The sequence below is a fragment of the Bradyrhizobium sp. CCBAU 51745 genome (genome assembly GCF_028128715.1).
GTDB classification, from domain to species: Bacteria; Pseudomonadota; Alphaproteobacteria; order Rhizobiales; family Xanthobacteraceae; genus Bradyrhizobium; species Bradyrhizobium manausense.
On the sequence record NZ_LBJP01000090.1, the window covers coordinates 236,651 to 254,379 of the forward strand.

At 62.7% G+C, this 17,729-nt stretch carries 16 protein-coding genes and 1 pseudogene; 11 read left to right on the forward strand and 6 right to left on the reverse strand.

Annotation, left to right across the window (positions count from 1 at the left end; translation table 11 throughout):
* Window positions 1-311: 311 nt before the first annotated feature.
* From XH98_RS32645 to mdlC, 3 genes and pseudogenes are all read right to left on the reverse strand, one after another.
* Window positions 312-1,706, reverse strand: a complete 1,395-nt coding sequence (locus XH98_RS32645) for an MFS transporter (protein ID WP_271621038.1) — start codon at window positions 1,704-1,706, stop codon at window positions 312-314.
* A gap of 17 nt (window positions 1,707-1,723) precedes the next feature.
* The gene (locus XH98_RS32650) at window positions 1,724-3,175 is read right to left on the reverse strand and encodes an aldehyde dehydrogenase (RefSeq protein WP_271621063.1); all 1,452 of its coding nucleotides are present in this window, start codon (window positions 3,173-3,175) and stop codon (window positions 1,724-1,726) included.
* Window positions 3,176-3,232: 57 nt separating this feature from the next.
* Window positions 3,233-4,837, reverse strand: a pseudogene (mdlC, locus tag XH98_RS32655) (benzoylformate decarboxylase); the annotation flags it as partial.
* A 119-nt stretch (window positions 4,838-4,956) separates the two neighbouring features.
* On the opposite strand from mdlC, the gene XH98_RS32660 reads away from it, so the two are divergent.
* On the forward strand, window positions 4,957-5,871 hold the full coding sequence (locus tag XH98_RS32660; protein WP_271621039.1) for a LysR family transcriptional regulator: 915 nt from the start codon (window positions 4,957-4,959) through the stop codon (window positions 5,869-5,871).
* A gap of 164 nt (window positions 5,872-6,035) precedes the next feature.
* Here the strand turns inward: XH98_RS32660 and XH98_RS32665 are convergent, their stop codons facing one another.
* Window positions 6,036-7,409: a PleD family two-component system response regulator gene (locus XH98_RS32665; protein ID WP_057756587.1), complete on the reverse strand. Its 1,374-nt coding sequence runs from the start codon at window positions 7,407-7,409 to the stop codon at window positions 6,036-6,038.
* A gap of 13 nt (window positions 7,410-7,422) precedes the next feature.
* On the reverse strand, window positions 7,423-7,788 hold the full coding sequence (locus XH98_RS32670) for a response regulator (protein WP_008130064.1): 366 nt from the start codon (window positions 7,786-7,788) through the stop codon (window positions 7,423-7,425).
* A gap of 265 nt (window positions 7,789-8,053) precedes the next feature.
* Between XH98_RS32670 and XH98_RS32675 the strand changes: the two genes are divergently transcribed.
* From XH98_RS32675 to XH98_RS32685, 3 genes are all read left to right on the forward strand, one after another.
* Complete coding sequence (locus XH98_RS32675; protein ID WP_271621040.1) at window positions 8,054-8,365, forward strand: DUF3572 domain-containing protein; 312 nt, start codon at window positions 8,054-8,056, stop codon at window positions 8,363-8,365.
* Window positions 8,362-9,651, forward strand: coding sequence for a DNA polymerase IV (locus XH98_RS32680; RefSeq protein ID WP_271621041.1), 1,290 nt, complete (start codon window positions 8,362-8,364; stop codon window positions 9,649-9,651). The genes XH98_RS32675 and XH98_RS32680 overlap by 4 nt, the downstream gene beginning before the upstream one ends.
* A 215-nt stretch (window positions 9,652-9,866) precedes the next feature.
* Window positions 9,867-11,039, forward strand: coding sequence for an MFS transporter (locus XH98_RS32685; protein ID WP_271621042.1), 1,173 nt, complete (start codon window positions 9,867-9,869; stop codon window positions 11,037-11,039).
* 387 nt (window positions 11,040-11,426) lie between these two features.
* Here XH98_RS32685 and XH98_RS32690 read toward each other — a convergent pair whose 3' ends face one another.
* Entirely contained in the window at window positions 11,427-12,347 is a 921-nt protein-coding gene (locus XH98_RS32690) for an adenylate/guanylate cyclase domain-containing protein (protein ID WP_271621043.1), read from the reverse strand.
* Between the two features lie 1,100 nt (window positions 12,348-13,447).
* Between XH98_RS32690 and XH98_RS32695 the strand changes: the two genes are divergently transcribed.
* The 7 genes from XH98_RS32695 to XH98_RS32725 all read left to right on the forward strand — a co-directional run bounded on the left by XH98_RS32695 (window position 13,448) and on the right by XH98_RS32725 (window position 17,612).
* Entirely contained in the window at window positions 13,448-13,732 is a 285-nt protein-coding gene (locus tag XH98_RS32695) for a hypothetical protein (RefSeq protein ID WP_271600410.1), read from the forward strand.
* Between the two features lie 133 nt (window positions 13,733-13,865).
* Complete coding sequence (locus XH98_RS32700) at window positions 13,866-14,120, forward strand: DUF1127 domain-containing protein (protein ID WP_271600409.1); 255 nt, start codon at window positions 13,866-13,868, stop codon at window positions 14,118-14,120.
* A 345-nt stretch (window positions 14,121-14,465) separates the two neighbouring features.
* Window positions 14,466-14,681: a dodecin family protein gene (locus tag XH98_RS32705; protein WP_271621044.1), complete on the forward strand. Its 216-nt coding sequence runs from the start codon at window positions 14,466-14,468 to the stop codon at window positions 14,679-14,681.
* A gap of 67 nt (window positions 14,682-14,748) precedes the next feature.
* On the forward strand, window positions 14,749-15,060 hold the full coding sequence (locus XH98_RS32710) for a hypothetical protein (protein WP_271600408.1): 312 nt from the start codon (window positions 14,749-14,751) through the stop codon (window positions 15,058-15,060).
* Window positions 15,061-15,209: 149 nt separating this feature from the next.
* Entirely contained in the window at window positions 15,210-15,386 is a 177-nt protein-coding gene (locus tag XH98_RS32715; protein WP_271600407.1) for a hypothetical protein, read from the forward strand.
* 39 nt (window positions 15,387-15,425) lie between these two features.
* Window positions 15,426-15,752, forward strand: a complete 327-nt coding sequence (locus XH98_RS32720; protein ID WP_271621045.1) for a GcrA family cell cycle regulator — start codon at window positions 15,426-15,428, stop codon at window positions 15,750-15,752.
* Between the two features lie 399 nt (window positions 15,753-16,151).
* A complete protein-coding gene (locus XH98_RS32725) occupies window positions 16,152-17,612 on the forward strand; it encodes a cytochrome P450 (RefSeq protein WP_271621046.1) in 1,461 nt (486 codons plus the stop codon).
* Window positions 17,613-17,729: the final 117 nt, after the last annotated feature.

A 17,729-nucleotide genomic window follows, 5' to 3' on the forward strand; every position in this document is an offset into this window, starting at 1 on the left:
GCACCTCTCGGTGTCATCACCCGCGAAAGCGGGTGATCCAGTATTCCAGAGGCAGTTGTAGTTGAATCGAGACGCCGCGGCGTACTGGATCCCCGCCTGCCGCCTGCCGCCTACGCTAAAGCTTCGGCGCCCCTAGACCTCAACCCCGGCGAAGCCTTGGCGTAGCCGGGTCGCGGGGAATGACAGCAGAGTTTGTGGGAATAGCCGAGCGCAACAACCGAGCAGAGATCACCCCGTCAGAACATTGTATTCCAGTTCGTACCGCCCGAGGTTTCGACATCATAGGGTGTCCCTGCCCTGCATTGTCTCGATCATGATCGTTGCAGATCGTTCGCCGGAATTGCGACAGCGGCGGCTTGAGGCCTCTCAAGAGGCGGAATGTGGCGCCTGACGGCCGCAAGCGCGACGAAGACCAGGATCATGGCCCCGCCGAGCATGAGCAGATAGGCCGACGCACCTCCCGAAGTGATCACGGCAGCTCCCGCGAACGCGCTCAGGATCGCACCAAATCGGCCAAAGGCGAGCGCCGACGCCGTCCCGGTCGCGCGCACGGCCGTCGGATAGACATAGGCGCACAACGCAAACATGGTCGACTGCACCGCATTGACGAACAGCCCGTGCACGCCGAGGCCGGCAATTAACAATGACGTGTGGTCCTTCGTGCCGAGCTGCTGGATGACGAGAGCGCTTGCGGTCGCGCCGATACAGCATGCCAGAAGCGGCCAGCGAGACCCGAAGCGTGCAATGGCGACAGCGCAGAACAAGGCGCCGAATACGCCACCCATGTTGTAGGCGGTCAGCCCGGAAGCTGCCACCGCCACGTCGAGGCCCTCCGAGGTCAGCATCGTCGGCAGCCAGCTGAAGGCGCTATACACGGCGAGCAGGCACATGAAGAACGCGCACCAGATCGCAATGGTGTCGCGAGCAAGCCCCGTCTCGAACAATGCGGCCAGTCCCTTGCGCTGCTCCGCGCGCTGTTCGATCCTGTCGCTGAACGTCGCGTCCGCGGGGATCGTCCGGGACATGCGCGCGAGCAAGCCTGACAGTTCCGCCCAGCGCGCCGAGCGGCGGACCAGGAAGCGCGGCGATTCCGGCAGGCCCAACACCAGCAGCAGACTGAGGATCAGCGGCAGCGAGCCGCCGATGAAGAAGAGCGCACGCCAGCCCAAGGCCGGGAGCACGGCGCTGGCGAACAGGCCCGCGAGCATCCCGCCCAGGGGCACGCAGACGATGGTTGCCGTCACCGCCAAAGTGCGGTGGCGGAGCGGCGTGAACTCCGCGGTCGTCGTCGTCGAGGTCGGCAAGGCACCGCCGATGCCAAGCCCGGCGACGAAACGAAGGCAGCCGATCGTCAGGAGATCCGGCGCAAGGCCGATCGCGCAAGTCGCGGTGCCGAACACAAGGACGCTGCCGATCACCGCCCAGCGGCGGCCAAAGCGGTCCGCGAACAATCCCGCACATGCGCTGCCGATCGCCATGCCGACCAGGCCGGCAGCGACCACCGGCGCAAACGCCCCGCGAGTGACGCCCCATTCCTTGATGATCACCGGAATCGCAAATCCGATGAGCTGACCGTCGAACCCGTCCATCACGATCGACAGCGCGGCCAGCAGGACCACGATCTTCTGGAACGCCGTGAAGGGACCCTCGTCGAGCAACTGGCCGACGTCTATTGCATTCGCTGCGCGTGCACCCGTGAGATTCATGATCTCTCGCCTTCTGTTCAGAACGGATAGTGACGTGGGGAGGTCTGCATGGTGATCCAGCGCAGCTCGGTGAACTCGGCGATGCCGGCCTTGCCTCCGAAGCGCCCGAAGCCAGAGTCCTTGACACCCCCGAACGGCATCTGGGCCTCATCATGCACGGTCGGACCGTTGATGTGGCAGATGCCGGATTCGATCCGCGCCGCCACCCGCATGCCTCTGGCGGAGTCCGTGGTGAATACGGCCGACGACAATCCGTAGGCATTGTCGTTGGCGCAGACGATCGCGGCCTCCTCGCCCTTGACGCGAACGATCGGCTTGACGGGACCGAAGGATTCCTCGCTGTAGATCCGCATGTCGGCCGTCACGTTGTCGAGCAAAGTGGCCGGCATCAGCGTCGAGTCCGCCTTGCCGCCGCAGAGCAGCTTCGCGCCCTTGGCGAGCGCATCGTCGATCAGCTCGTTGCAGCGAGCGACCGTCGCCATGTCGACGACGGAGCCAAGCACCACCGGGCCTTTCCTGGGGTCACCGACCGGCAGCTTGCCGGCCTTATCGGCCAAGCGCTGGACGAACACATCGGCAATGCTCTCGTCCACGATGATCCGTTCCGTGGACATGCAGATCTGCCCGGAATTGGCGAACGCGCCGAAGGCGGCGCCGTTGACCGCGGCGTCAAGATCGGCGTCGTCGAGCACCACGAGCGGCGCTTTGCCGCCAAGCTCGAGCACGACGGGCTTCAAGTACTTGGCGCAGACGCCGGCGATGATCTTGCCGACACGGGTCGAGCCGGTGAAGTTGACGCGGCGAACCGAGGGCTCGGCGATCATCGCCTCGACGACGGCGGCGGCATCCTTCGGCGCATTGGTGACGTAGTTGACGACGCCGGCGGGAAAGCCCGCCTCCCGCAACGCTTCGACGATGAGACCATGCGTCGCCGGGCAAAGCTCCGAGCCCTTCAGCACTACTGTGTTGCCGCAGGCGAGCGGCCATGCGACCGCGCGCACGCCGAGAATGACCGGTGCGTTCCAGGGCGCCATGCCGAGGACAACGCCGGCCGGACGGCGCACGCCCATCGCCAGGCTCCCCGGCACGTCGGACGGAATGATCTCGCCGCCGATCTGCGTCGTCATGGCGGCGGCCTCGAGCAGCATGCCGGCGGCAAGATGGACATTAAAGCCGCTCCATAGCGCCGACCCGCCTGTCTCCGCGGCAATCGCCGCCGCAAAGGCATCGGCCTTGGCTTCGAGGCAATGCGCAGCCTTGGTCAGAAGCGCGCGCCGCTCGGAGGGGCCGACGGCAGACCAGGACGGAAATGCGCGTGCGGCGGCCCGCACCGCCGCAACTGCATCGGCCGCGGTCGCCGCAGGAGCCCGTGTCGCAACGGTCGAATCGAGCGGGTTCTTCCGTTCGAAGGTTGCGCCATGGCTAGCCTGCTGCGGCTCTCCGTCGATCAGCATGGAAATCGTGTTCATGGTTTTCTCCCCTTCCTTCTCGATTTGTTTTGCTGCCAGGCGATCGTCGACCTCAACGTCGATGAGCATCGGCCCATCCGAGGCAAAGGCCTTGTCCAGCGCGGCATGCAGCGCCTCGGCATTGTCGACGCGGACTGCGGGACAGCCCATTCCCTTGGCAATCGCCACGAAGTCGAGGTCCGGCAGGTCGGTGCCCTGAACTGGCTCTTGCGAGGCAAAGCCGAACGACGGAGCAAAATCCTGCAGCGCGGCGTAGCGGCCATTGTTGACGATCACGAAGGTGATCGGCAGCGAGAGCTTGGCCGCGCTCCAGACCGACTGGATCGAGTAGAGGCTCGAGCCGTCCCCGATCACGCCGATCACCCGCGTGCCCCGCTTTCCCAAGGCGACGCCGACGGCCGCCGGCATGCCGTAGCCGAGTCCGCCGCTGTCCATGGTGTAGAAGCCTTCGCTGCGGACAATGGGTAAATGAGCGTGCATCACCGACCGCGCGCTCGGCGCCTCCTCGACGATGATGCTCTCGGCCGGTCGCCGCTCGGCGAGCGACTGGAAGAGATAGGCCGTCGATAGCGGAGCGGTCGGCTGGACCTGCGGCACAGCCGCTCGCGGTGGAGGCGCGAGACGCGCAGGCGGCTTCGCCCGTTCCAGCAGATCGATGAGCCCGAGCCGTATGCTGCCGACGGCGGCCATGCCCTGCGGCGTCCACGTCGCGGTTTGGGGATCGTCGATCAACTGGACGAGCGTGGCGCCGGCAGGCACGTGTGGCCCGAAGCCCTCGACGTGATACGTGAACGCCGGAGCACCGATCGCGAAGACGAGGTCCGCGCCCTTGAGCAGAGAGACAATTTTCTCCCGCATGGCCGGCAGGAAGCCGGCGAACAGGCGATGGTCCTCGGGAAAGCTGCACCGGCCGGACATCGGCGCCACGAAGACACGGGCATTGTGAGCTTCCGCCAGACGGACCACTTCAGAGAACGCCGAGTCGCGGTCGACCGCACCGCCGACGACGAAGGCCGGGCTCGTCGCGCCGTCGAGGGCCCGGGCAATCTGGTCGAGAACATCGGGATCGGGCCGGATCTGCTGACTGACGAGGCGGACCGGCAGATATTCCGACGGACGATCCCAGTCGTCGACCGGGACCGACACCAGCACCGGCCCGCGCGGCGGCATCATTGCAAGATAGTAGGCCCGCGCGATCGCGTGCGGCACATCCTCGGCGCGCGCAGGTTCGATGCTCCATTTCACGTATGGCTTTGGCAGCTCGGTCGCCTCGCGCGAGGCAAGGAACGGATCAAGGGCCAGCATGGAGCGTGCCTGCTGACCAGCCGTGATCACCATCGGCGTGCGGTTCTTGAACGCGGTGAAGATGTTTCCCATCGCGTTGCCGACACCGGCCGCCGAATGCAGGTTGACGAACGCGGCATTGCGGGTTGCCTGCGCGTAGCCATCGGCCATTCCGACCACGACGGCTTCTTGCAGGCCTAGAATGTAGCGAAAGTCGTCCGGAAAATTCCGGAACAGCGGCAATTCGGTCGACCCCGGATTTCCGAACACCGTGGTCATGCCGAGCCGGCGCATCAGGTCGCAGACGGCGTCACGAACAGTGAGGTGCGTGGCCTGCGAGCGCGCACGGTCGGTCGCAGAGCGTATGGCTTCCTGCATAGGCGTTTCCAAATGTTCTTGACGGCGTTGTTGGCGGCTTCGTCCGGCCGGCGCGAATTATGGAAAGCGGAGACTTGTTTTGAAATTGCCTTTTTACGGCAAAGTCATTACCTTTGTGCATGACCTTCGATTTGCGACAGTTGAACGCGTTCATGACGATCGTCTCGGCCGGCAGCCTCGGTCGTGCCGCGGACCTGCTGCACATTACGCAGCCTGCGCTCAGCCGCACTGTACGTCGCCTCGAGCGGCAGGTTGGTGCGCCGCTGTTCGAGCGTCATTCCAAGGGGATGCAACTGACGGCCGTCGGCAGCGCCCTGCTTCCACATGCAACGCTACTGCTGCGCGAGGCTGAAAACGCGACCGAAGAAATCAATGCGATGCGCGGACTTGCGAAGGGAACAATTCGCGTCGGCGCCGTCGGCAACATCGCGAGCCTCATTCTTCCGCTGGCGATCAGCGCCGTCCTGAAGAAGTGGCCCAACCTCACCGTCTTCGTGATCGAAGGCGTGTGGGACCGGCTTGCGGAGGCCCTCGTCAAGAATGAGATCGATCTCGCATTGGGTGCCGCGACCGAGACGCTCGATGAGATCGAAGCCCTCGCCGATTGCCGCTGGCAGGATCAGAGCCACGTGGTCGCCGGCACCCGTCATCCGCTGCGCAGCAAGCGGAAGCTGACACTGGAAGATACGATGACGGAGCAATGGGCGATCACGCCACGCGGCACCGCGCCCTACGAGGATTTGCTGCGGGTGTTCCGCACCCGTGGTCTAGGGCTGCCCAACATCGTTGTCGAGACCAGGTCAACCCTCGTCCTGAAGAGCCTGATCGCTCGCTCGGGCTTTCTTGGCTGGATGCCGGAATCGATCTACGACGCCGAGCGCCGCGCTCGCATGGTGGACGCCCTGAACATCCCGGGAGCCACAAGCGCAAGAACGCTGACGGCTTTCAAACGAAGACAGGGAATCTTGCCCGCGCCAGCGATCAAGCTCCTCGATGAACTGCGGAAACTCGCGGCTCGTCCCGCGAGATGGTGATGAGCGCGGGCCGTATCAGGTGCCAGAACCCCATCATGCCAAAATGCGCCTGTTTTGCCCGAATACTCGGAGTTGCCAGCTTCGCGCTACAACCACTTCCTGTGGTTATGGCTTTCGCCAGGACGACGCCGGTGGATGTGGCGCGCAGCGCGCCCCTCGCCGTCTCACGCCGCGTGCGACACCACGCGATTGCGTCCATCATGCTTGGCGCGATAGAGCGCCATGTCGGCGCGCTTGAGGACGTCGGCGACCGCCTCGCCCTTCTGCTCCAGCGTGGTCAGCCCGATCGAGATCGTCACCTCGACGCGCTTGGTACCCTTGTGGACGGTGAACGGCTCGCCGGCAATCGAGCGGCGCAGGCGCTCGGCGACCATGCCTGCCACGTGCAAATCGGTCTCCGGCATCACGATGACGAACTCCTCGCCGCCGTAGCGGCAGGCCAGATCGATGCCGCGGATCGACTTGCGCACGCGCACCGCGAATTCGCGCAGCACATCGTCGCCGCCGTCATGGCCGAAATTGTCGTTGATCGACTTGAAATAGTCGATGTCCAGAATCATCAGCGCCAGCGGCTTGCCGCGCGTCGCGGCCTGCTCGGCGAGCGTTGCCAGATGGCTCTCCATGTAGCGGCGATTGTGCAGGCCGGTGAGCGCATCGGTGATCGCCATCTCGATCGAATTCTGCACGTTGTCGCGCAGATGATCGGTGTAGCGGCGGCGGCGAATTTGCGTGCGGGCGCGCGCCAGCAGCTCGGTCTTGTCGAGCGGGCGCAGCAGATAGTCGTTGACGCCGATCTCGAGGCCGCGCAGCAGCCGGGTCGAATTCTCCGCTTCCGCGATCGCCAGGATCGGCACGTGGCGCGTGCGCTCCAGCGAGCGGGCCTGGCTGCAAAGCCTGAGGCCGTCGAAATTGTTCAGATCGAGCGAGACGATCAGGAGGTCGTAATTGCCCTCGGCCGCATGGAACAGCGCTTCGGTCGGATTGGGCTCGACGTCGACAGTGTGCTCGGCGGCAAGGATCGACGCCAGCCGCTGATAGGACGACTCGCGATCGTCGACCAGCAGGACACGGCCGCCCTTGCCGGTATCGGCGACAGCACTGCGCTCGGGCGCCTGCATGCCGATCTCGAGCGAGGTGATGGCGCGCATGCGCAGCTCGTCGGTCATCATCTTCAGCCGCGTCAGCGAGCGCACGCGCGCGATCAACACGACGTCGGAGACGGGTTTTGTCAGGAAATCGTCGGCGCCGGCCTCGAGACCACGATTGCGATCGGCCGGGCTGTCGAGCGCGGTGACCATGACGACGGGAATGTGGTGGGTGGCCGGATCGGTCTTGAGGCGGCGGCAGACCTCGAAGCCGTCCATGTCGGGCATCATCACGTCGAGCAGGATGATGTCGCATTCGGCGCGGCGGGCCAGCGCCAGCGCCTCGGTGCCGTTCGAGGCGGTCATCACGTCGAAATATTCGGCCGACAAACGAGCTTCGAGGAGCTTGACGTTGGCGGGAACGTCATCGACGACAAGGATACGCGCGGACACCGAAACTCACTCCCTACCCGATAAAACGCCGGACCGTCTCAATGAATTTGCCGACCGAGATCGGCTTGGACAAATAGGCTTCGCAGCCGCCCTCGCGGATGCGCTCTTCGTCGCCCTTCATCGCGAAGGCCGTGACCGCGACGACGGGGATGGAACGCAGCTCCGGATCGTCCTTGATCCAGCGCGTCACTTCGAGCCCCGAGACCTGGGGCAATTGGATATCCATCAGCACGAGGTCGGGCCGCATCTTGCGCACGAGGTCGAGCGCCTCGTAACCGTTGCTGGTGCCGGAGGTCTGGTAGCCATGCGCCTCCAACAGGTCGCGGAAGAGCTTCATGTTGAGCTCGTTGTCTTCCACGATCAGGACGGTCTTAGCCATCCCGCCCTCCTGTTTGGTCCCGACGACCGATGCATGGTAACGCCTCAGGCGCCGCTTTCCGGCGCTTCGAAAACTGGATTCAAACTAGCCCCAGAGTCGCTTGAGTTTGGTTAAACCCGAGGGGCCACTTTCTGCGATGTGGTTTCCAGTTGCTTGTCTGGGGCCGCAAGGCTCACGCCCAAGCCTCAACATAAAGACTCAGTCTCGAGACTCGGGCATAGTCCAAAGTAGACACCGAAAGTTAACGGAAAGGCAAACCGGGCCCGTGAAAAAGCCTGTTCACAACCCCCGCGAAGTCGCTGAAATCGTTGCGATTCAGGCGCTGTCCTTCGTCGCCGGCGAGCCTGAAAGGCTGGGCCTGTTCCTGGCCGAGACCGGGGTCGGCCCGGAAACGCTCCGGAATGCCGCCTCGGACCCGCATTTCCTGCTCAGCGTGCTCGATTTCGTGCTGCGCGATGACGACACCGTCAAGGCCTTTGCCAAGGCCTCGGAACTGCATCCGACCAACGTTGCCGCAGCGCGGCAGGTGCTGGGCGATGCGCTCGGCGACCGCAGCTGGGAGCGCGACGTGCCGTGACCGCCCTGGAGGCGGCCGGGCCCCGCTGCTTCTGCCGGGATTGTCTGGCCGATCAGGACATGGGCGGGCGGCGCTGTTCCGCCTGCGGCTCCCCCCGCCTCGTCCGCCACCGCGCGCTTGCAGGGCTGACCATCGCCCATGTCGATTGCGACGCCTTCTATGCGACGGTCGAGAAGCGCGACAATCCTGACATCGCCGACAGGCCCGTCATCATCGGCGGCGGCAAACGCGGCGTGGTCTCGGCGGCCTGCTACATCGCGCGCACCTATGGCGTCCGCTCGGCGATGCCGATGTTCAAGGCGTTGGAGGCCTGCCCGCATGCGACCGTGATCCCGCCCAACATGACGAAGTACGTCCGCGTCGGCCGCGAGGTGCGGCAGGCCATGCAGGCGCTGACGCCGCTGGTCGAGCCGCTCTCGATCGACGAGGCCTTCCTCGATCTCTCCGGCACCGAGCGGGTGCACGGCATGATCCCGGCAAAGGTGCTGGCGCGCTTTGCCCGCGAGGTCGAGCGCGACGTCGGCATCACCGTCTCGGTCGGCCTGTCCTGCAACAAGTTCCTGGCCAAGATCGCCTCCGATCTCGACAAGCCGCGCGGCTTTGCCGCGCTCGACCAGGAGGAAGCGCGCACCATGCTGGCCGAGAAGCCGGTCGGCTTCATCTTCGGCGTCGGCCCCGCAACGCAAGAACGTCTCATGCAGCGCGGCTTCCGTCTCATTGCCGATCTGCAAAAGGCCGACGAGATCGAGCTGATGCGGCTGTTTCCCAGCGACGGCCGCCGGCTCTGGCGGCTCGCACGCGGCATCGACGATCGCCGCGTCGAGCCCGATCGCGGCGCCAAGACGATTTCCAGCGAAACGACGTTCGAGACCGACATCCGCGATTTCGCGACGCTGGAGAAGATCCTGTGGCGGCTGTGCGAGAAGACATCGTCGCGGCTGAAAAGCAGCGAGCTTGCCGGTTCGACCGTCACGCTGAAGCTCAAGACCGCCGATTTCCGCCAACGCACCCGCTCGCAGTCGATCGCAGCCCCGACGCAGCTTGCCGCAAAGATCTTCTCGATCTGCCGCGAGATGCTGACGAAAGAGATCGACGGCACCGCCTTCCGCCTGATGGGCGCCGGCGTCAGCGCCCTGCGCGACGGCTCGCCCGCCGACGACACCGACATGCTCGACCGCCGCGCCGCGCATGCCGAGCGTGCGGTGGACAGCCTGCGCAAGAAGTTCGGCAATGACGCCGTCATTCGCGGCATTGCGTACGAGGGGCCCGAGAAGGCGCAGGAGTGATGGCGACCTGCCTCCACATCGTCATTGCACGGCGGGGCCCGTGTCATAGGCCGCTGGCCGACTGATCTCTGCTCAACCCATGCGATTGGAACCGGGTTGTCCCGTAGTTTTCGGTGTTTGGGCTCAGATTCTTGGGTCAAGCCGAGATCGCGGCTTGCTTCGCGGGAGCTTCGACGTGACACTGGCCGGATGCAATCGTTGGACCGGGGGGCCACGTGGAATCGAAATGGCGAATTCTGGCGCTGCTTTTCACCGCGCGCTGCGTCATGGGCATGCAGTTCGAAAGCGTCGGAGCGCTCGGCCCGCTGCTTCGAGCTGAGGGCCTCGATTACGCCCGGCTCGGCATCCTGGTCGGCGCCTATCTGGCACCCAGCGTCCTGGTTGCGCTTCCCGGCGGAATAGTGGTCCAACGGCTTGGCGAACGAACGACGCTTCTCCTCTGCGCGGCGCTGATGTTCGCCGGCGCCGTCGTCGATCTGTCGAGCGACTGGAACGCGCGCCTGCTGGCCAGAATCGTCGCGGGCACGGGGGCGGTGGTGTTTACCATCGCCGGCACCAAGATGATCGCCGATCTATTCACTGGGAGGCAGTTCGGCCTTGCGATGGCGGCGTTCGCCGGCTCGTGGCCGTGCGGGATAGCGCTGGCTTTGGTCGCATTGCCGCCGATCGCGGACAGGTTCGGGCTGATCGGCGCGTCGGTAGCGATGGTGATCCTGACCCTGATGGCGCTGATCCTCTTGTTCGCGCTGCCGAAGCAGGCGCGGCCGGTCGTGCCGTTGTCCGCGGCCTTCCCAGGCGCGGCCGTCACGGCCGCGGTGGTCATTGCAGGCCTCGTCGCTGGCACTGCCAACGCCACTTTCGCCAATGCGTTTGCGTTCGGTCCGCTGCTTCTCACCGAGAGGGGCTATACGGCCGAGATCGCCGCCTCTCACGTCAGCGTCGCGCTGTGGGTCACCATCGCGGCCATCCCACTCGGCGGCGCGCTTGCGATCCGGCGAGGTGCCGGCATCTGGATCGCTGCCGCGTCCCTCCTGCTCGCCGCGCTCGGGATGGCAGCCATTCCGCTGTCCGACCACGACGTTCTCATCTTCGCAGCACTGGGGCTGGTGGCCGGTCTGTCCGGTGCGACCTTCGCCAGCCTGCCGACATGGGCGCTTCCCGTCCAGGCGCGCGCGGTCGGAATGGGAATCTACTTCTCCGCGTTCTACGGCAGCATGCTGGCGTTGCCGCCGATCGCCGGCGTCTTCGCGCACCGGGCCGGCAGTGCGGGCATCGCCTTCAACGTCGCAGCCGTCGCGCTTTTTATCGCCATCCCGCTGCTCGGGGCCTTCGCCGCACTGGTTTCCACCCCGAGGTTGGCTCCAGCGGTCGAGGAAGGTGCGGCCTAAGGCTTGCGATTTTTGGGCGGCAGCCGGAAGGGATCGGTATGTTGTCGAGATTGGGTCCTCTTTGCTTCTTGTATCTGGTGATTGCCTCGGGCCCGGCCATCGCGGAGTGCACGTCTCCGGGATTCAACCCTGGGAAAGATTTTTGCAACAACTGAAACGCGTCGGCTGCTACGGCGGCAGCGTCGATGGCAAATGGGACGACAGCTCCCAGAAGGCGCTCGGCTTGTTCAACACAAGCGCGCAAACCATGTTCGACCGCTCGGGGGCAATTGTGTCCACGTCAGCAGCGAGGCTAATTCGAAGACTTGCAACTTAAGATTCTGGTTTGCAGCCAAAGGAGCCATAGCTGCCGCAGCCGCACGGCGGATTGATCCGGCCAAGTGGCGGCTAACGCAAGATAAAGGCTGTCAGCAGCTCGGCCTTTCCTTTCAGTTCCAAAGTTGCGCGGTCTGCCTGCGGCTTCTTCTCAGAAAGGGCATCGTAAACCGTCTCGGAAATTAGAATCTCATTAGCTTTGGCCGCACTCTGCAGGCGTGCAGCCGTGTTCACCACGTCCCCGATAGCTGTAAAATTCTTCGATCCTCCTGTGGCCAGGGAGCCAACTTGCGCCTTGCCCATATGAATCCCGACACCAACCGGCAGCGACTCCGTGACCTTCCCCTCGGCCTGGATCAGCCGTCTCGTCGCTGCGACCATGATGTCCGCCGTTCGCGCGCCGAGCGAGGGCATATCGACAAGGTAGATAGCCATGACTTGGTCACCTATGAAGTCGACCAAGGCGTCATCGGAGGTGAGCACCCGATTAGCTCTCGCGTAGAAAGCGCTCACCAAGTCAGCTGCGGCGCTCGAGGTGTGGGTCTCGGACCACGAGGTGAACCCACGTAGGTCGGCGAAAAGCACTCCGACTTTCAGCTCATGAGTTGTTGTCGGCAAGGCTTCGAAGCAGCTCCGGCAGTAGTTTGGGTTGGGCGGCGACGGCCTGATGCCGAACACTTTGCCCAGGCCACCGAACGGCACCATGCAGAACCTACATCGCGGCTCTGACGGGAGCAGCCTCAGCATTCGCCGGTGCCTGCCAACGAATCCAGTTCTGCATAGCGGCAAGATCAGCGGGTTTTCCAGCGTCGATAGACGTCGCACGACCCAGGCATCATAGTTGCAAATCAGCGAGACCAATCCCAGGAGGAGCACCCCGAGCAGAAGAAGGCCGGCCCAGATGGAGACGTACACGGCCAAAAGGAGCGCAAGCAACACCGCGATGATTTCGAGGCAGTCCACCCCGATCTCGAAGTATCTCGCCTTCGTCATGGGCGCACCAACTAAGTCGCAGGTTACCGGGGGTTCACCGGCAGGGACGCCGCGCTTTCAGCCACTTCAAGGAGGCGACATGGGGTCAAAGCTAGGGCACGTTGACTGGCGGCATAGGCGCCGTCGCGCGCGGCAAGAAATCAGTTTGATGCTGGCCGCGCGCCGCCAACATCAGCGCGAAAACGACAAAGAGTATTAAGAGCCCTCGCATCGTGCGCTGTCAAATCAAGGCATAGCCACCATGAGAGCAAGAGCAGCCCCGCCAATTCCCGGACCAGCTGCCGCAAAACATAGCGCAGCTAGGGCGATAATCCCCAGGACGCAGTAGCCGGCGATAATCCGTCCGTCGTAATCCCTTGTTAGCTGGGCTGACGGCGCGTGAGTATATGCTTTAGCTGCCATGACCTAAGTCCTTCCAGTTTGTGCTCGATGAGCGTGCTGAGACGAGGCGATGGTGTGTGTGGTGAAATGACAGTTAGTGAGCTGATCGATTGTCGTCGCGCAAGGTGGCGTGTTGTTCCATGCCACCCGACATAACCATGCTCTGGTGGAGACCAATCGCGACAGCGCCAGCGAAGAACAAGACGGCGTACAAGGCTAGGACAGCTCTCGCCCAGCGCCTGTGAGTGATCCTGTCTTCGTGAGTTCTGGCAGCAGGTTCGTCTAGTGAAAACGGCTTGGTAACGTGGGCGGAATCCTCACTAAAATAATCCATAGGAAAACTCCTTGAATTTGGTTCTGTGACTGCTTGGGATTTCCTCTCCGCTCTGGGATACTGCAAATTCCAGGATTACCTTACGCGTAAGCGCCGAGGGCGTTGTGTTAGCCCGTTCACTTATGGGTCCCGACGGATTTCCCATAGTTCAATCGCATTACGAATTTAACAGGTCAGCGCTACTGCACTTCACGAGTAAGCGAAGACCGTTTTCGTTCGGCGGTATCCGACTAAGCACCACGTGCGGCAGTTGGTTATGCTTCGCTGATAACGTGCATCGGAATTCGATGCGACACGTGAACTGGCTCACAGGGGACGCCGGAGAAACCGGCTAGAGTGAACACGGAAGTCGTGCTGCGAATATTTCTTTGCGTAGGAGATTTCCATGAAGAAGCTATTTTCGATCGGAGCTATTGCAGCTCTCCTCAGTATAGCCAGAGCGTCGGCTGCGGAGCTTCCAACGTTTGAACTTGCGGCCTTCCCGATCACGGCACACCAAGTTGCCTTGATAGGAGGAACGAATGTTGAGGAGCAGGCGCCCACACCAACGCTTATGCTCAACGGCATGTCCGCCTCCCCCCATCAGATTGCAGTCTTGGCTCCGCGCTCCAAGGTGACGGCGGCTACAATCGTTGCGAAGCAGGCATCAGTCGGATTGTCAGCGCGATAATCCAACCGGATGCATTTGCGGGTCTGATCGGCTTCGGTCGTCATCCTGTCCGTTGCTGTCTACTCGATCTCGAGGATTGCACCGCGACGCTGATGCGCGTGCCGGCCAAGTTGAAGAATCCGGAGATTGCACAATGAGCACGACCTATGGTGCAACGGGGCGGGCCAGACGGCTCGTTTTTGCGGGGCGAATTATCGGCTTCCTGGAGAGATATTGGGATGCGTTTCAAGAGCGGCGCAAACGCGAAAGATTATGCGCCGTCTTGGCCAATCTAAATGACGCGGAACTGATGGACATCGGGATTTCACGCGGCGAGATCGACCACGTCGCCTCGAACCGGGACATCGACCCGCGAGGCGTCCGATCGATCCCTCCGATGAACGTCTGATGTCAGGTATCGAGGGATTCTGGAATTGGACGCGGTGGCGTACCAATTTTTCGGGGCCGACTTTCTATGGGTCAAAGTGCAATGAACTCCGCTTATCTTGGTCACTGTAATGACGGGCGACCGTTCGGCATCGCTCAGTTGTGGTGCAAGTGGCCGAGTTTCGAGAAGTAGAGCGGGACCCCCAATCGAATACCTGTTCAATGGGTACGAGGTCCTGATCCCGAAGCCATCGGGCCGAACAGGAAAGTGACAGCCAGTCGGACCCTTTCCGCCGCATTCCCGAGACGTATCAGCGTCGAGATCCTGGTGCTAGACTTCCTGCTCCTACCGATTAGGAGGACGAATATGCCCGACAGCGTCTACAAGGTCATAGAACTGGTCGGTACCAGCACCGACTCATGGGAGAAGGCGGCCGCTAATGCGGTCGAGCAAGCTGCTCGATCTCTCCGAGATCTTCGCGTTGCAGAGGTGGTCAAGCTCGATATGCAACTGGATGACAAGGGGAAAGTCGAGGCCTATCGCGCCAAGCTCAACGTATCGTTCAAGTTCGAGGGCTCCTGAGCCTCAGCACCTCGCCCCTTCAAGGGCGAGGATGGCTCCTGTTGGAAAAAGGGCGCGTGGTGGCCCCATGTACATGGTCATTCGCAAGTACAGCAAGGTTCGTTCGGTAGCGGACGCCGCTCGTCGCGCTCGGAGCGGCGTTGGCGAGATCCTAAGGCAATCGCAGGGATTCAGATCTTACCATGTGCTGGATGCGGGCGACGGCGTCGGTATCGCGGTGATGATTTTTGACGATCGCGAAAGTGCCAACGCGGCGAACGCCAAGATACTGGCATTTGTTCAAGCCAGTCTACATGACCTCGATCTTGGGGTTCCTGAAATCGCTGCCGGCGAGGTTTTGGTAAACATAGAGCCTAATGGGTCCTCAGGCATCAAGTAGCCGAAAACGCTGCCTGCTGCATGGCCTGCCGCCCGCTGATGATGCAGTCAACCTGACCCGCATCACGTTTGCGGCGATCGCGCCCTGGCACCGGCGTTTGCCGGCAAAGACTTTGCGACTGCGCATATGTTTTCAAGGAGCACACGGACATGAAGCAACACACCTGCGAAGCATTTTCCACTGCAGCGATCGGCCGGGCACTACTCATGCTGACGCACAGCTTGATGCCACCCAGGAATCCCGACGAGGACGAGGAGGACGAAGACGAAGACGAGGAAGATGATGCTGACGAACCGGCGGTCGTGCGCGAGCCGGACGAAGACTAGACTAGCCGGTGTCTGGCAGTCAGCGTTATAATATCTACCATGGGCTGGGATGCGAAAGACATAGCGCTTCTCAAAAAGCTCTGGTCCGCAGGACAGAGCGCGGCGCAGATTGCGCGACACCTCGGCTGCAGCCGTAACGCGGTCTGCGGTATGCTGAACCGTTTGGGCCTCAAGCGGGGCCATAAGCCGCCCACAGCTCGGCCCCAGATAAGGCCGGCCCCGAAGCTGACGCCGTCGTCGGCAGCCTGCGCCCGTCCCGTCGCGCGGAAGGTGGCGTCGAATACAGCAGAGAGCCAGCCGCCAAAGGAGTTCAACAGGCAGCAGCTTTACGCCATTTTAGCTGAGGCGGTCAGAAACACTGGTTAGGAGCTCACCACGAACGTCATTGCGCTCCGGTCAATCTCAGGCCCACCACGACGGTTCGGCTGTTGCGAAGCTTCCCAACCCTTCGTCTGCTTCGGGGAGCCCCTTGTTTCCCTGCGCAAGCCCGAGCGGCTGTCGCGTGGCTAAGCATTTCACTATCGGGTCACAAGCAGGCTTACGATGCTTGTAGAATCTTAGTCCGCCTTAAGTCAGTCGGCGGACATTCCGAGGCTGATGATTGAAGCCAACGAGAGCCGAACTTGGATCGTCAAGCTGCGGGTCCGTCAGGGTGGAGATGGTCGTCGTTCCGAATGTCGGAGTCGTAGCACATCACCTTGCGCGATGGCTCCGGATGCAGCCTACGCTTCTCGTCAGCGCGAAGGAAGTGTACGCGGTTGATCAGTGCGGCCGCGGCAAGTAAAAGGTGAAACAGGAACTTTTTGCCGATTTTTCCCGTTTCCGACATTCTGGTTCAGTCATTCACGGCCCATGTTGCATCGCAACGAACCCTGCCCACCCGCGCCGGTTCCTCCACAGGGCCGGCTGGGCCTTGTCGACATCCTGATCCGGCTGAAGCGCAATCCGCTCGAATGCTGGAGCGAAGATTTCTTTCGCGATCCGATTTGCAAGCTTCGCCTTCCTTTCCTTGACGCGTTCCTGGTTCACGAGCCGCAAGCCATCAAGCGCGTGCTGATGGACAATGCGAAGAACTATCCGAAAGACGCGATCCAGCGCCGGATTCTCTCCTCGGGCCTCGCCGACGGACTGCTCAGCGTCGAGGGCGAGCGGTGGGAGATCCAGCGCAGGGCGCTCGCCCCGTTGTTCGCGCGGCGGACGGTGAATTCGTTCACGAGAGCGATGCTGACGGCAGCAGACGAGTTGGTGGTGAAATGGTCGAAGCTGGGAGCAACCACGATAGACGTTGCCGCGGAGATGACTCTGATCACTCTGAGGGTGCTCACGCTGACGATCTTCTCCGACGGAATCGGCGGCGACCTCGGCGAATTCAGCTCGGCGATGACCGCTTACTTCGACGTGGTCGGGCGCATCGGAGCTCTCGATCTGCTCGGGGTGCCCACCTTCGTGCCGCGTCCCGGCCACGGACGCCTGCGGCGCACGATGGCCTATTTCGAGGGCATCATCGACAGGATCGTTCAGATGAGGCACGAACGGCTTGCCCGGGAAGACGCCCCCGACGATCTTTTGACGCTCTTGCTGAAGGCGCTCGATCCGTCGACAGGCCAGCGGCTGGATTCGACGGAGATCCGCTCGAACATCCTGACGTTTCTTTCAGCCGGTCACGAGACCACGGCAAATACGCTCACCTGGTCGTTCTTTCTGCTTTCACAATCGCCCGAGTGGCGCGCGCGCGTCCGCGAAGAGGCCGAGCGCGAGCTCTCTTCGCCGGACGGCCTGGCCGACCGGCTTGTCGTAGCCAGAGCGGTCGTGGAGGAGGCGCTTCGCCTGTACCCACCGATCGCAGCGCTGAGCCGTTCTGCCCTCGAGAGCGACCTGCTGGGCGACGTCAAAGTCGGGCGGCGCTCGCTGATCGTGATCGCGCCTTACGTGCTGCACCGGCACAGGGCCATATGGGACCGGCCCAATGTTTTCGACCCGTCGCGCTTCCTGCCGGAGGCGCGGTCCACCATTCCGCGGTTCACCTATCTGCCGTTCGGTATCGGTCCACGGACCTGCATCGGTTCTTCTTTCGCGCTGCAGGAAGCCACCATCATCCTGGCCGTCCTGATCCGGAACTTCGATATGCGCCTGTCTGCGGACGCCGACGTCTGGCCGGTTCAGCGGATCACGCTGCGAACGGCCAAAGGCCTGCCCATGCGGATCAGCCGCCGCGAACGGCCATGATGGCATAGTACTCCTGTTTTGCCCGACGGGTCAAAGGAAATTCTGCAAAAACGAAATGGCGCGCCGTTCGAGGCGGCGTTTCTACTGTGCATGGGGTTGTTTTCAAGTTTTTGCGAA

Bases quoted from the DNA above. Each gene is read 5' to 3' on its own strand.
- XH98_RS32645 (WP_271621038.1), bottom strand. From the start codon at position 1,706: ATGAATCTCACGGGTGCACGCGCAGCGAATGCAATAGACGTCGGCCAG.
- XH98_RS32650 (WP_271621063.1), bottom strand. From the start codon at position 3,175: ATGAACACGATTTCCATGCTGATCGACGGAGAGCCGCAGCAGGCTAGC.
- XH98_RS32660 (WP_271621039.1), top strand. From the start codon at position 4,957: ATGACCTTCGATTTGCGACAGTTGAACGCGTTCATGACGATCGTCTCG.
- XH98_RS32670 (WP_008130064.1), bottom strand. From the start codon at position 7,788: ATGGCTAAGACCGTCCTGATCGTGGAAGACAACGAGCTCAACATGAAG.
- XH98_RS32690 (WP_271621043.1), bottom strand. From the start codon at position 12,347: ATGACGAAGGCGAGATACTTCGAGATCGGGGTGGACTGCCTCGAAATC.
- XH98_RS32695 (WP_271600410.1), top strand. From the start codon at position 13,448: ATGAAGAAGCTATTTTCGATCGGAGCTATTGCAGCTCTCCTCAGTATA.
- XH98_RS32700 (WP_271600409.1), top strand. From the start codon at position 13,866: ATGAGCACGACCTATGGTGCAACGGGGCGGGCCAGACGGCTCGTTTTT.
- XH98_RS32705 (WP_271621044.1), top strand. From the start codon at position 14,466: ATGCCCGACAGCGTCTACAAGGTCATAGAACTGGTCGGTACCAGCACC.
- XH98_RS32710 (WP_271600408.1), top strand. From the start codon at position 14,749: ATGTACATGGTCATTCGCAAGTACAGCAAGGTTCGTTCGGTAGCGGAC.
- XH98_RS32715 (WP_271600407.1), top strand. From the start codon at position 15,210: ATGAAGCAACACACCTGCGAAGCATTTTCCACTGCAGCGATCGGCCGG.
- XH98_RS32720 (WP_271621045.1), top strand. From the start codon at position 15,426: ATGGGCTGGGATGCGAAAGACATAGCGCTTCTCAAAAAGCTCTGGTCC.